Origin of the sequence: Tolypothrix sp. PCC 7601, assembly GCF_025677855.1 — a bacterium.
Taxonomy (GTDB): domain Bacteria; phylum Cyanobacteriota; class Cyanobacteriia; order Cyanobacteriales; family Nostocaceae; genus Aulosira; species Aulosira diplosiphon.
The window spans coordinates 8,915,065-8,929,498 of sequence record NZ_CP064879.1; the positions used below are offsets into that span (position 1 = coordinate 8,915,065).

General features: G+C 39.1%; 13 protein-coding genes. 11 read left to right on the plus strand and 2 right to left on the minus strand.

What is annotated here, in order from left to right; genetic code table 11:
* Positions 1 to 86: 86 nt before the first annotated feature.
* Entirely contained in the window at positions 87 to 812 is a 726-nt protein-coding gene (locus tag HG267_RS36130) for a class I SAM-dependent methyltransferase (RefSeq protein WP_045873898.1), read from the plus strand.
* 403 nt (positions 813 to 1,215) lie between these two features.
* Here the strand turns inward: HG267_RS36130 and HG267_RS36135 are convergent, their stop codons facing one another.
* Positions 1,216 to 2,394 carry an MFS transporter gene (locus tag HG267_RS36135; protein WP_045873897.1) on the minus strand — a complete coding sequence of 393 codons (1,179 nt, stop codon included), beginning with the start codon at positions 2,392 to 2,394 and terminating at the stop codon, positions 1,216 to 1,218.
* Between the two features lie 346 nt (positions 2,395 to 2,740).
* Between HG267_RS36135 and HG267_RS36140 the strand changes: the two genes are divergently transcribed.
* Together HG267_RS36140 and HG267_RS36145 are read left to right on the plus strand one after the other, a co-directional pair.
* Positions 2,741 to 3,760, plus strand: coding sequence for a hypothetical protein (locus HG267_RS36140; RefSeq protein WP_045873896.1), 1,020 nt, complete (start codon positions 2,741 to 2,743; stop codon positions 3,758 to 3,760).
* A 171-nt stretch (positions 3,761 to 3,931) separates the two neighbouring features.
* Positions 3,932 to 4,507 (plus strand): Uma2 family endonuclease, encoded by a 576-nt coding sequence (locus HG267_RS36145; protein WP_045873895.1) that lies wholly within the window; start codon positions 3,932 to 3,934, stop codon positions 4,505 to 4,507.
* Between the two features lie 119 nt (positions 4,508 to 4,626).
* On the opposite strand, the gene HG267_RS36150 is transcribed toward HG267_RS36145, so the two are convergent.
* Positions 4,627 to 5,397 (minus strand): hypothetical protein, encoded by a 771-nt coding sequence (locus tag HG267_RS36150; protein WP_045873894.1) that lies wholly within the window; start codon positions 5,395 to 5,397, stop codon positions 4,627 to 4,629.
* Between the two features lie 624 nt (positions 5,398 to 6,021).
* On the opposite strand from HG267_RS36150, the gene HG267_RS36155 reads away from it, so the two are divergent.
* The 8 genes from HG267_RS36155 (at position 6,022) to HG267_RS36190 (ending at position 14,433) form a co-directional block, all read left to right on the plus strand.
* Positions 6,022 to 6,690 (plus strand): response regulator transcription factor, encoded by a 669-nt coding sequence (locus HG267_RS36155; RefSeq protein ID WP_045873893.1) that lies wholly within the window; start codon positions 6,022 to 6,024, stop codon positions 6,688 to 6,690.
* 244 nt (positions 6,691 to 6,934) lie between these two features.
* On the plus strand, positions 6,935 to 8,506 hold the full coding sequence (locus tag HG267_RS36160) for a sensor histidine kinase (RefSeq protein WP_045873892.1): 1,572 nt from the start codon (positions 6,935 to 6,937) through the stop codon (positions 8,504 to 8,506).
* Between the two features lie 7 nt (positions 8,507 to 8,513).
* Positions 8,514 to 8,969 carry a PepSY-like domain-containing protein gene (locus HG267_RS36165; protein ID WP_096621664.1) on the plus strand — a complete coding sequence of 152 codons (456 nt, stop codon included), beginning with the start codon at positions 8,514 to 8,516 and terminating at the stop codon, positions 8,967 to 8,969.
* Positions 8,959 to 9,165 carry a hypothetical protein gene (locus HG267_RS36170; protein ID WP_052335401.1) on the plus strand — a complete coding sequence of 69 codons (207 nt, stop codon included), beginning with the start codon at positions 8,959 to 8,961 and terminating at the stop codon, positions 9,163 to 9,165. The genes HG267_RS36165 and HG267_RS36170 overlap by 11 nt, the downstream gene beginning before the upstream one ends.
* Before the next feature lie 120 nt (positions 9,166 to 9,285).
* Positions 9,286 to 10,506 (plus strand): glycosyltransferase family protein, encoded by a 1,221-nt coding sequence (locus HG267_RS36175; RefSeq protein WP_045873891.1) that lies wholly within the window; start codon positions 9,286 to 9,288, stop codon positions 10,504 to 10,506.
* Entirely contained in the window at positions 10,472 to 11,659 is a 1,188-nt protein-coding gene (locus tag HG267_RS36180) for a glycosyltransferase family protein (protein ID WP_045873890.1), read from the plus strand. The genes HG267_RS36175 and HG267_RS36180 overlap by 35 nt, the downstream gene beginning before the upstream one ends.
* A 98-nt stretch (positions 11,660 to 11,757) precedes the next feature.
* Entirely contained in the window at positions 11,758 to 13,599 is a 1,842-nt protein-coding gene (locus tag HG267_RS36185) for an ABC transporter ATP-binding protein (protein ID WP_045873889.1), read from the plus strand.
* Positions 13,600 to 13,689: 90 nt separating this feature from the next.
* Entirely contained in the window at positions 13,690 to 14,433 is a 744-nt protein-coding gene (locus tag HG267_RS36190; protein WP_052335400.1) for a histidine phosphatase family protein, read from the plus strand.
* Position 14,434 lies beyond the last annotated feature (1 nt).

A 14,434-nucleotide genomic window follows, 5' to 3' on the forward strand; every position in this document is an offset into this window, starting at 1 on the left:
AAGGATTCGCGATTTTTAGGAAACAAGCTAATCAGGTCATCATGCTTTAATATTGATGCATAGATGCAACATCTGACACCAGCGATATGCAACAACTATTTCCCGGTGAAGTATTTGCCAACACTGCTGATTTTGATACAGGGATTCGTCAGCTATTACCGCGCTATGACGAAATGCTGGAGGTAATTACCCGTTGTCTGCCTTCTACTACTCTTCGCGTCTTAGAATTAGGCTGTGGCACAGGGGAACTGAGTTTAAAAATACTTCAACGTTGCCCTAATGCTCAAGTTATTGCCCTAGATTACTCACCTCGGATGTTGCAATTTGCTCAAAGTAAAATTGTCACAGCCGGATATCAAAATCGGTGGAGTTGTGTACAAGCTGATTTTGGCGAATGGGCAAATAATCCAGAAAAATTTGCTGCAGGTAAGGAATTTGATGCCTGTGTTTCTTCTCTAGCAATTCATCATCTCCAAGATGAGATGAAATTTAAGTTATTTCAGCAAATTGCTGCTAGCTTGAGTCCTAATGGTTGTTTTTGGAATGCTGATCCTATCCTACCGGAATCACCTGCCTTGGTGGAAGTATACAAAGCAGCGCGAGAGGAATGGGCTAATCAACAGGGGAAAACCCTGGCGGAGGTTCGTGCTAAGGTGGGTACAACTACTACACAGGGCTACTCAAGCCAAGACCAATTAGCTTCTGTGGATGCTCATTTACAAATGCTCAGACAAGCAGGGTTTTTAACAGTCGCAGTACCTTGGAAATACTATGGTTTAGCAGTGTTTGGCGGTTGGCTGGGCAAATTTTAGATAATCAGCTTACCCATACACTGTTGTTTAGGTAAATGAAATATATAGCTAAAGGCACAACAATGTTATGCCTTTAGAGGTTATTTATAAAGTAATACCAATTTGAAAAAAGAATGCGACAGATTGTAGGGGCAAGGCACTGCATAGTGGTGTCAACTTAAGCTAAAAGCGATATAGGGCGGGCGTTGTACAAATACCTCGCGCCCTCATCCCCTAACCCCTTCTCCCCCTGGAGAAGGGGAACTAAATCTCTTGCTCCCTTCTCCCTGTGGGAGAGGGGCTGGGGGTGAGGGCGGAAACCTTTCAACCAAGCGGGTTTCGCGTTAAGTTGACACCACTGGGCACTGCCTTGCCCTCTAGAATATATTGATGTGTCGCAAACATTTGTTTTTGGTATTTAAAATTAAACGGTAAATAGTGCAATGAGTAAGGTGATAGGTGCGGCGAGTAACAACCACATAGTGGTTTGTAAACCATAATATTGAGCAACTAAACCCAACACCAACGGTATTAAACCACCAACTAAACCAAATAAATTATTTAGCGTCATGACTGTACCACTTTGTCCTGGCATGGCTGTGTATAATTGTCCTTGCAGAATTGAATACCAACCAGCATTACAGAAACCCAATAAACCAAGAATGACTAATTTGATATTTGTGTTTGGTACCAGCAAAAAAATTGGGTAAAGACACAAAACAATTGTGGCGCTGAGTTTTAAATAATGCAATCCCTTCAATTTTTCTAGTAAAGGGATGAGTAAGAAATCTCCCAGCAAGCCAAACCCTAACCAAACAGTGACAGCAAAACTTGCTTGCGTATTATCTGCACCAACTATATCAACAAAGTACAGTGCTAAAAAGCTACGCAAAATATCTAGCATTAAATCTGAAAATTGCAATAAAGTTAACCACAGGAGAACTTTACGCCGTTTTAATGCTGTCAGGGTATTAGCTATTCCATCCTGGAAGCTATGCAGTGGTTCATCAATGTGGGAAGGTACAGTTTTGATAGGAAATTGCCTTAGCATTCCTACAAGTAACAGCGTCAACAGCGCCAATGCCAAAAACGCACTTCGCCAACTTTGATTTAATGCGACAGCGCCACCTAAAATTAAGGGGCCAATTACATTTCCCACAGAACCAGCTAATGCCCAACGTGCCATATTTTGTTCGTGGCGCGTCGGTTCAATATCCATGAGAGTGGCTTGAGAAAGACTGACAAAGCAACCAGATGCGGGATAAAACAGCACAAAGGCTGCTAATAATAATGAAAAATTATAGCTCTGGCTTAAAAGGAGGAGTGCGATCGCAAAACTCACTCCTCCACCCAAAATTAATTGTCGCCGCTTCCCAATATCTCCCCATATACCTACTATCGGCTCAATTAAGCTACTGATAGTATTGGGTATTGTCAGTAACATTCCTACTTGCACGTAATCAAGATTTAGGTCATGGCGAATTAACGGCCAAGCCGCACCACACAAGCCATCAATCACCTCATCTAAGAATTCAATCGCGAAAAAGATGATGGTTAATAAAATTACATTGTTTGCAGTTCTGTTGCTACCATGCAATGGCATGATTTAATTCTCCCGTCTTCAACATTTGATTACCAACGCAAACTCTTTACAGCGTTGGCTGTTGGCGGGGGAATCCACGAACAAAACTGTACAGGTTGTAAAAGGAACCGCTGGTGCGATAACTTTCTAGCGGCTTACCAAGGTGGGAACTTCATAAAAACCAGAAAATGATGACCTAGATAAACATTAGCTCATTTCATTAAAAAGGGCGGCGAAATCTATCTGACATCCAAAAGCGATGGTAAAGTCAAAAAAGTGGTTCCTGCGTTAAAATCAGCCAATACCAGTCACTTTTTTGAAGGTATGTATAGTAGGCTTAACTCCCGACAGAAGGCAACACTGACCAATGCCCAACGATTTTAAACCCAGTACCAAAGAGCTTTTCAAATTGCTTGGATGGTATGACCGACAGCATTTTCGAGATGAAAATGATGAAGTTTCCCGCGTTTATGAGGTGTGCATAGAGCTTTCAAATCGCGCGTACAAAGAACATAGCGAAGAAATTTACAAGCATGGTACCTGGACAGCAGACCAAGATCTTGTCGATGCTTTGAGAGAAGCTTTAGTGGATCATTCCACTGACTATGCTGCACACTTTCTAGCCTACACACTACTGAAATATGGTTGTAGAAGACCAGAAACATTAGCGCGATCGCATCCCTGGCATCATCTTATGTTTATATGGCATGAAGAGGGACATACGGCTACTCATGTTTCGCAAATGCTGCAAGAAGCTGGAATTGTTGAGCAATTACCACCAGAGTCTATCGAAAAAATCAACTCGTGGATTCAGAACCCAGCCTTTATACTGGATGACCATATCAGCATTATTTTTGAACTATTTGGGCCACGGGTGGCCTTCGCAAATCTGCGTGATATAGGTTTTGAACCTCGGCATGATGAGCTTTTCAGGGATCTTGCTACCTCAGCAATTCCTCCCATTTCTTTGAACAGCATTTCACAAGGTATCGAAACAGAAGAGCGGTTTAAGGATGTGAGCGAAACAACTGAACTCTCCATACGAAATCATGACGGAACAACGGTGAAATACTTAATCTCCGATCAACGCGCCGAAGGAATTGGCATCTTCAGCGATCAGGATTCCCATTGGGTTGTGCAGTACATGCTCAATGGCGAAACGTATCAGTTTCTAGCAGATTGCAGTGGCACTTGGATGGATGTCGAGGCAGTAATTAATCACTTCAATCAGTTAATGGACAGACTCAACCGACGAGAGCAAGCCTTCCGCTTTGGCATGGGTTATCACGAAAATGGGGAATGGGGTTTTTTCATCGTTGCGGATCGTGACCGATTCCCAGAACTCGCTCGACAACTCTATATTCCCCTGCACCTTCATTTTAAATAAAAAAAAGGTTTGGCTCATCACCAAACTCTATATAAATCCAGTGCATAACAACATCCCGAATTAATGTACTCCTTCTGTTTTTAATCGGTCATCATCCCATAGAAATAGAAATAATATGGCAATCATGGAGTAAATTGAGAATTTTAAATTTTGAACTAGGAGCAAAGCGACGTGACATCACTTACATTAAAGCTCGATTCTGTAATTAAACTAACTTCAGAAGAGTTTTATCAACTATGTCAAGATAACCCCGATTTGAAGTTAGAACGTAATGGTGAAGGAGAATTAATTATCATGCCACCTACAGGAGGAGAAACAGGGAAACGCAATGTTAATTTAATATTGCAAGTAGCACAATGGAACGAACAAAATCAACTAGGAGAAGTGTTTGACTCTTCTACAGGATTTACATTACCAAATGGTGCTGATCGTTCTCCTGATGTGTCTTGGGTAGAAAAAAGTCGCTGGAATGCTTTGACTCCAGAACAAAGAGAAAAATTTATTCCTCTATGTCCTGATTTTGTTATTGAAATACTTTCACCATCAGATAGACTGCAAAAAGTTCAAGAAAAAATGCAAGAATATCTTGCTAATGGCTGTCGGTTAGGTTTTTTGATTAATCGTAAACAACAAGAGTTAGAAATTTATCGTCCTCAACAACCAGTAGAGATTTTCAAAGCACCTTTGACTGTTTTTGGAGAAGATGTATTACCGGGATTTATCTTAAATTTGCAGAAAATTTGGTAATTGGTAATTGGGGAGATGATTAATTAATTTTGGCTCTTGAGTAAATCAATTTTAGATTTTTTGGTTAATCAAAAACAATCCAAAATCCAAAATCCAAAATCTAAAATCCGTTGACTTCATTAAAAAAACAACTTAAATCTTGCTAACTGGGCTGTAATCGCGACTGTAAGAACTTTATTCAGTTCTTTACCATCTTGAAATTGCAGAATTTGCTGTTTTGGTAAATCGAAAGGAAACTCGCCTTCTAAATCTGGGCGTTGCATTTGTGCTAGTAAAATTTGTTCTGAACGCTTACTTTGCATCGCATAGCCAAGTTCAATACAGACATTGGGGCTGGGGATTAGTTGTGTAGTTTCTTTACCAGCGATGTTAGCAATGGGTGTAGTATCTGCAATAAACAATAAACTTTTGCGGATTTTTCGCAGAATACCAGTAGAAAGGCGTAAGGGGCCGTTACTTGGACGGTAGGATTCTACTAAAGTTAAAGGTAGACGCGATCGCTTATTCAAATTTTCTAGACTAGTTTGCAACCCAGCGCGCAAAGCCTCACTCGCGTCGGCATACTCGGTTTGATAGCATAAAAAAATTGTCGGATCTAACTGTGCTAACAGCGCTTGTTTGGTGAAATAGATTTCATGACTAATCAAGTCAATATTGGCTACCGCATAGCCACCGCTACCTTCAATATAAAATTCAATATTTTCGCCTTCTAAATAGCGCCCAAACCAAGTTGACTGCTTGACATCGTCACTGTCTTCCAAAAAATCCGCACGTAAACCCGATCGCAGTAAACTTTTTTTACTGAGGCGAATGTCTGGCTGACGCTTTTCTAGTTCCGCGATCGGCTCATAATCTTGTATATACCATGCTCTGAGCGCAATAATTGACATAAGGCGCTATTCTTTGCTATTCAACTTCGTACCAGCTTATACCAATTTTGGATTTTGGGAGAGATGATTATATTGTTTCTTTGTTAATTTCTCTAGAGAAGGAACATAGGTACAGACAAGCCGCCTCCTTGAGGAGTTCACTCTACAATTTGCAAATGAGTTCTCGAAAATAGCAATTGTAGTATCAAAAGCAGCAATTGTAGTATCAAAAGCAGCAATTGTAGTATCAAAAGTAGCAATTGTAGTATCAAAAGCAGCAATTGTAGTATCAAAAGCAGCAATTGTAGTATCAAAAGCAGCAATTGTAGTATCAAAAGCAGCAATTGTAGTATCAAAAGCAGCAATTGTAGTATCAAAAGTAGCAATTGTAGTATCAAAAGCAGCAATTGTAGTATCCGAAAGAGCAATTGTAGTGTCCGAAACCGCAATTGAGGTCTATTTTGCGATAACTGCTTAGATTTTTATGTAATTACTTCAGCAAAATTTATGAATACTAAAATTATTGCAACAGGTCTTGTCTCATAGTGAGATTTTTTGCGACATAACCCATTAAAAAGTAAATTGGGAACAGGTTTTGCTTAGATGGTTGTCTTCTTTTAAGAACCACGAACGAGGTTGCATCCCATGAATCGTATTCTCATCGTTGAAGATGAACCCCGCATAGCAGCTTTTATAGAGAAGGGACTACGTTCTCATGGTTTTATCACGACTGTAGCAGGTGATGCCCACGCCGCTACTAATATGGCATTAAGTAGCAGTTTTGACTTGATAATTTTGGATTTAGGGCTTCCTGGTAAAGATGGTTTGGAGATATTAGAAGAACTACGAGGACAGGGTGAAACCTTACCAGTAATTATTTTAACCGCACGTGATGATATCAAAGATAAAGTTGCAGGGTTTGAGGCGGGTGCAGATGACTATGTAACCAAGCCTTTCCGGTTTGAAGAATTATTAGTACGGGTAAAAGCTAGGTTGCGTAACAGTGGTAGCACTGCAACCAGAGAAGAGATGCTACTCAAAGTCGGGGATGTCGCTTTAGATTTGCGATCGCGTAAAGTAAAAGTAGGTAAAAATACAGTAGACTTACCAGCACGAGAATTTACTTTAGCAGAAACTTTCTTTCGCCATCCTGGGCAAGTTTTAAGTCGCGAACAATTGTTAGATAGAGTCTGGGGTTACGATTACGATCCTGGTTCTAATATTGTTGATGTTTATGTGGGTTATTTACGTAAAAAATTAGGTAGCGATTTAATAGAAACTGTAAGGGGGATGGGTTATCGGTTGAGGAATTAAATTAATGGGCATGGGGCATGGGTAATTGGTAATTTAGTATTGATTCTTTCTTCCTCATCCCCCTCATCCCCTAATACTTGTCGGTTAAGGGCAAAAGGCGAAGGGGAAAAGGGGCAAGAAAAACCTTTAACCCTTACCCTTTCACCTTTTCCCCAAACCAAATTAAGAGTTGAAAATCCTTAACCGAGCAGTATTGCCTCATCCCCCTCATCTCCCTCATTTTTAACACTGAGCTACTTAATTAATGTGGATAAATAAAAAAGCACAACAATCAGTAGAGACAACAAATACCAAACGTGGTAGAGGTTTCTTTTGGGCTACGCGTACCCGGATTCTTTTGTGGTATGCATTAATTTTTGGCTTGATTTTTGTGGTTTTTGTGCCAGCATTTCGTCAAGTTTTATATGCAAGGATTAATAGTCGGGTGCATGGGCAAATAACTGAGAAAATGCAAATATTTAATCAATTAATTAATGGTAGCAGTAAAATTCCGGAAGATACTCTCTTTGATGAAGAACCGGAAACTATTAATCGGTTGAGAGAATCTGATAATCGCCTATTGAAGCAGCCAAAAACAACGGAAGAATTAAGAGAATTTTTAGATGCATTTTTGGTAAATCAGCTACCAGAAGATGACACCTTTCTGATTATGTTATGGAAGGGAAAATTTTATAAATCTAGTCCCAGAGCTAGACCAAAAGAATTAAGTCGAGATTCCAAAATTATCAGGTACTGGGCAGGTTTAACAAAACCAGAGCAAGGAGAAAAAGTCATTCCTAGTAGTAGCGTTGATACTATCATTTATTTAGCACAACCTGTAAAAATTGACGGCGAAGTTCTGGGTGTGTTTGTAATTGCTCACGCTACGGCTGGGGAACGTGGAGAGGTTTTAGAAGCTGTAGCCGTGATTATTCAAGTGAGTATAGGAGTGCTATTTTTAGCGTTAATTTTAGCTTGGTTTGCTTCTGGAAAGATTCTCGCACCATTGCGGTTGCTGACGCAAACGGCTCGCCAAATTAGCGAAACAGATTTAAATCAACGAATTAATATTAATGGTGATGGAGAATTAGCAGAATTAGCAGCTACCTTTAACGAAATGATGGATAGGTTACAAGCCGCTTTCATCAGTCAGCAAAATTTTATTGATGATGCTGGACATGAATTGCGAACACCGATTACGATTATTCGTGGTCATTTGGAATTAATGGGTAACGATCCGCAAGAAGTTCAAGAGACTGTAGCTTTAGTTATGGATGAACTAGAACGGATGAATCGCTTTGTCAATGACTTAATTTTACTGACAAAAGCAGAGCGTCCCGACTTCTTACTCTTAGAAACAGTTGATGTTCAAAGCTTCACAGAAGAATTATTTACCAAACTTAAAGCTTTAGGTGATGGACTACGCCCCACCATAGGCGATCGCAATTGGCAACTGCAAGCTACAGGTAAAGGTAAAATTATCGCAGACCGTCAACGTTTGACTCAGGCTGTGATAAATTTGGCACAAAATGCTACGCAACACACAAACAATACTGATACAATTTTCCTGGGTTCAATGATTCACCAAGGTAAAGTAAGCTTTTGGGTGCGTGATACTGGCGAAGGTATTGCACCAGCTGATCAAAAGAGAATTTTTCAGCGTTTTGCTCGTGCTGCAAACAGTCGTCGTCGTTCTGAAGGTGCTGGGCTAGGTTTATCTATTGTCCAAGCGATCGCAGAAGCGCATGGCGGAAGAGTAACTCTCGAAAGTCAGCTAGGAGCAGGAGCTAAATTTACCATTATCTTACCCCTAGAATTACCTCAAGACAAAAAGTAATTATGTAGTGAACGGGATATTTATCAAATCAATTATTGCCAGTGTTAGTAGTACATTATTAGTAGCTTGTCATCAATTACACAATCATCAACAAGCTATTATAATTCCTCCATCTGTAGAAGCAGCTTTTCAAGCCAAGTATGCTGATGTTCCGCGCACTTGGCAAAAAACTCACTATGGTTACGAGGCAAATTTTATTCAAAATAATATTAAATATGAAGCCGAGTTTTCTGAAACAGGAAAATGGTTAGAAACTGAATACTATGTGCAAGCTAAAGATTTTCCTGCTGTTGTCTTAAAGCGCATCAAGCAAGAACGTCCTCAATTTAAAATCACAAAATACGAAATCGAGATTACGCCTCAAGGCTTATTCTATGAAGTCGATATTACCGATGGCGAAATCGAAGAAGAACTATATTTTGATAGTAGCGGTAATCCCCAACTAGATTTATATGAGGATTAAGATATTGACTGTCAACAGTCAACAGTCAACAGTCAACAGTCAACAATCAACAGTCAACAATCAACAATCAACAGTCAACAATCAACAATCAACAGTCAACAGTCAACAATCAACAATCAACAGTCAACAGTCAACAATCAACAGTCAACAATCAACAAACCTCATGAGTGATGAAGTCATCTTAATGAAGGTTTGATGAGAACCTTCTCATAAAACCTTCATTAAGAATTCATCTAACAAAGTAATTATGTGTATCAGCAAGAGAACATCCAAGCGATGTTTCAGGCATAAATAATCCCAATTCTTGGTAAAAACTATGCGAATGCTGGTATATTCCCATGACGCATACGGACTGGGTAACATCCGCAGAATGTTGGCGATTTGCGAACATTTACTAGCTGAAATACCTCAACTATCTATTTTATTGCTATCTGGTTCGCCGATGCTGCAAGGGTTTCGCTTACCTAAAGGGTTAGATTATATCAAGCTACCTTGCTTAAATAGAGGTGCAACTGGGGAAGTTGCAGTCAAGTATTTGGGGATGGGTATTGAAGAGACAGTAAGATTGCGATCGCAATTAATTCTCTCATCTGCAATTACCTTTCAACCAGATTTATTTCTCGTAGATAAAAAACCCTACGGTGTGAAAAACGAGTTAGCTGACACCATTAATTATTTTCATCAAAAACTACCTACAACCAAGCTAGTACTTTTACTGCGCGATATTCTAGATTCTCCAGAAGTTACTATTAATGATTGGCAAAAACATGGCTATTACACCGCCATCGAAAAGTATTATCATCAAGTTTTAATAGTCGGCACACCAAAAGTTTTTGATACTGTAAAAGAATACAATTTTTCTGCAATTATTGCTAAAAAAGCTCGTTATTGTGGCTATATTAAGCGCAAACCTGGATTAAAAACACCAACACATATTAGAGAAGAATTGCAACTATCTCCACAGGAACGTTTAATTTTAGTAACTCCTGGTGGTGGTGAAGATGGTTACGAATTGGTTGATACTTATCTGGCGGCGATTAACTTATTACCTGAAGCAAACCTCTACAAAAGTTTAATCATTTATGGCCCAGAAATGCCTGTCAGCCAAAAGCAACTGATAATTCAGGCTGCAAACCATAATCCGCAAGTCACAGTTAGAGAATTTACAGATGATTTAATGAGTTATATCCAAGCAGCAGACACTATAGTATCAATGGCTGGTTATAACACAGTTTGTGAGATTTTATCTGCCAATAAACCTGCGGTGATTATACCACGCTGTCACCCTTCACAAGAACAATTAATTCGCGCTCAAAAAATGGCAGCATTAGGCTTATTCAAAGTAATTAATCCCAATAATTTGCAAGCAGAAGTATTACAAAATGCTTTAGAAAATTTGTCAGATGTGAATAATCCAAGTTTAAACATGAATGGTTTGTCTAATGTAAAAAATTACATTTTTTTGCTATTAACTCAAACAAGCTGCGAACGCCAATTTAACTATGAAAAAAATCCTGTTTTATTGCCAGTACCTTAGTGGTATGGGGCATTTAGTCAGAAGCACAGAAATAGTGCGGAGTTTAGTCAAATATTTTCAAGTTTATTTTATTTGTGGCGGCCCAGAAATCATGGGTTTTGAAATTCCACCACAAGTAGAAGTCATTAAATTACCTGCACTATGGTTAGAGAATGGTAAATTCACCGTTGATGATAGCTACCAATCAGTAGAAGCAGTGCAGGAAATTAGAAAAAATCTGTTGATTGCAGAATTTGAACGCATCCAGCCTGATTGTGTAATTACTGAATTTTTCCCCTTTGGCAGACACAAGCTATTGTTTGAATTACTGCCCTTTGTTGAACATATTAAACTTACCAGTCCTGATACTAAAATTGTTTGCAGTTTACGTGATGTCATTGGCAAAGAAAGCCTTCCAGAGGAAGAGGAAACTATTTGCTATTTAATGAATCGCTATTTTGATTTACTGCTATTTCATGCTGATGCTAATTTTCAGACTTTTTCTGAAACCTTTAGTAAACATCGAGATATTAAATCTAAAATTTTTCATACGGGATTTGTTACTCAACCTCTAGCAAAGAATATTGATGAGCATCAACTATGGGGTGAGTTAAATCCAGAAGTTGTTAAAATTTTAGTAAGTGTTGGCGGTGGGAGAATTGGCTATGAACTTTTAGAAACTGTAATCGCAGCGAGCCCAATTTTAGAGACAAGAATACCACATATTATCAAAATATTTACCGGGCCCTTCATGGCAGAATCGAAGGTGCAGCAGTTAATCAAAGCTGCTGAACAACAAGAAAATATTCAGATAGAAACATATACGTTACAACTATTAGCTTATATGCAAAGCGCAGATATTTCTCTCAGCTTAAGTGGTTATAACACAACTATGAATATTTTGAGTACAGGTGTGCGGGCTATTGTGGTGCCAATTGGTCATGAAAATGAAGATAAAGAACAATTAGTAAGAACACAAAAATTACAACAGTTGGGAATTGTTGATTATGTTTTGCCAGAAGCTTTAACAGATGCTCATTTATCACAGACAATTATTACTAATTTAAATAGAAATTTACTTTTGGATAGTGCTGATAAATTTGATTTGCAAGGTGCAGATAACACAGCTAGTTTCCTCAAAGACTTTTTGCAAATTTCTGCGGTTGCTAGATGACAATAGCATCGGCGTGTATCGGCGGTTAATTATTCTGTCTAAAACACATTGATTGACAAGCCAAAATTTCCAAAATAACTAATAAAGAGGCATAATTAATGGGTCAACGTGCCAAAGAGAAAGAATTAACAGGAGTTATCCCCGGCATCTTGCGGATATTAGATAAATTCTCACCTTATATTCATCAACAAAAACTTTTAATCGCTGGTTCTTTTCTAGTCCTCTTAATTGAAACAGGCTTACGCTTACTTGAGCCTTGGCCTTTAAAATATGTTTTTGATTATATTTTGATACCTGCTCACAATAACTCAGCAAATTTTACTGAAACTTATACATCTAGTCCAGCTTTATTATTAACTTTTTCCGTAATAGCGATTGTCGTAATTGCGGGAGTGGGTAGCATAGCTGCATACCTCAGCACCTATGGCATGTCTTTAGCTGTAGTGCGGGTGTTGTCGCAGGTAAGGGGTGATATTTTTCATCATTTACAAAATCTTTCTCTATCCTTTCACCAAAAATCTAAAAGCGGCGATTTAATCGCCCGTGTGACTGCTGATATTGAAAAGATGCGGACTGTTACGGTAAAAACAGCTTTGCCTTTATTTACCAATACAGTCTCTCTGGTGGGGATGTTGGGAATTATGTTTTGGCTAAATTGGGAATTGGCATTAGTAGTTATGACAATTTTCCCATTATTAATGTTGTTAAGCCGCAACATGATTAGCCGGATTCGTAAATTTGCTAAAAAACATCGTGATTCTGAAGGTGTTTTAGCCGCAACCACAGGGGAAACTATGGGTGCAATAAAAGTTGTGCAAGTTCTATCTCTACAAGAAAAATTGCATGGCATTTTTTCAGCCCAAAACCAAAAGAGTTTAGATGAAGCGATTGAATCTTTAAGACTGTCAGCCGCATTAGAAAGGGCTGTACAAATTTTGATGGCGATTGTGGTGGCTGTGGTGTTGTGGCGGGGTTCTCATGTGGTGTTACACAAGGAACTTAGCCCAGGGGAATTGTTAGTATTTATGACTTATTTAAGAAATGCTTTTGAACCGTTGCGAAAACTTTCTAACCAAATCGGACAAATAGCCAAAGCGACAGCTTCCGGGGAAAGAGTGGTAGAAATTTTGGACTATGAACCCCATGTTCAAGATTTACCCAAAGCGAAGCCAGCCCATCCTTTCTTTGGTGCAGTTAGGTTTGAAAATGTGTTCTTTGGCTACGACACAGGAAAAAATATTTTAAAAGATATTAATTTGATTGTGCAACCGGGACAGCAAATCGCTATAGTTGGGGCTTCTGGTGGTGGTAAATCAACGCTGCTGAGTTTAATATTACGGCTTTATGATCCAGAAATTGGGCGGATTTTAATTGATGGGCAAGATATCCGCGAATATACTCTAAATTCTCTGCGGCAGCAAGTTAGCGTGGTGTTGCAAGATAGTGTGTTATTTGCAGTTACTGTTAGAGAAAATATTGCCTACGGTAAATTAGGGGCTACGGATATAGAAGTAGAACAAGCCGCCAAGTTAGCCAATGCCCATGAATTTATTATGAAATTGCCCCAAGGCTACGATACAATTTTGGGCGATCGCGGTGGTACACTATCAGGAGGACAAAGACAAAGAATTGCGATCGCACGTGCTGCTATTCGTCAAGCACCAATAGTAATTCTAGATGAACCCACTACAGGTTTAGATAAAAAAAGCGAATATATCGTCAACGCTGCACTGGCGAAATTAACTGCAGGATGCACAACTTTTATTATTTCCCATAACCTCAAAGCCGTAGAGAACGCAGATATGATTCTCTATATCGAAGATGGCAGCATTTTAGAACAAGGTACCCACGCAGAACTCTTGAGGTTAGGTGGTTTTTACTCCACTTTATATAGAATGCAAAGCATTGTAGATCCAAATAATACGGTGTCATCCCTATAAATGCCAGGAAGCAGGGGAAAAAGAGTTTTCCAATTTTTACTATAAATCTATTTTTTCCAGTCAACCGTTAACCGTCAACCGTCAACCATCATGTATTTTAAACTTGAAAAATCCACCGGAACTCGCGTGATTTTGCTACGCCACGGAGAAAGTACATTTAATGCTTTGGGTTTATATCAAGGAAGTAGTGATGAATCTGTATTAACAGCAATTGGGCGCAGGGATGCGAGAATTACAGGTAAGTTTTTACAAAAAATTGCCTTTGATGCTGCTTATATTAGTTCTTTAAAACGGGCGCGGGAAACTGCTAAGGAAATTTTTGCAGTTATGGCGGTACAGCCAAGGGAAATTTTGATCAGCGATAAATTACGCGAAAATGATTTACCAATTTGGCAAGGTTTGGCATTTGCATATGTACGCGCAACTTTCCCAGAAGCTTATCAAGTTTGGAAACAACGTCCTCATGAATTTTACATACAGATAGATGGGGAAACTAAGTTTTATCCGGCGTTGGATTTATATCAACGGGTACAGGAATTTTGGCAGGAAGTGTTACCAAAACATCTCGGGCAAACTTTATTGGTAATAGCGCATGGGGGAACAAATCGGGCGTTAATTAGCACGGCTTTGGGGATAAGTCCGGCGTTTTATCATTGTTGGCAACAGTCTAATTGTGGGATAAGTGTACTGAATTTTGCTGATGGTTCGTTAGGTTCAGCAAAATTAGAGGCGATGAATTTGAATCATCATCTGAGTTGGGAAAGGGAGGGGAGAAGGAGGGTTTTTAAACGCAAAGTATCGCAGAGGTTTACGCTAAGGGGCGCGGAGGTTTAAT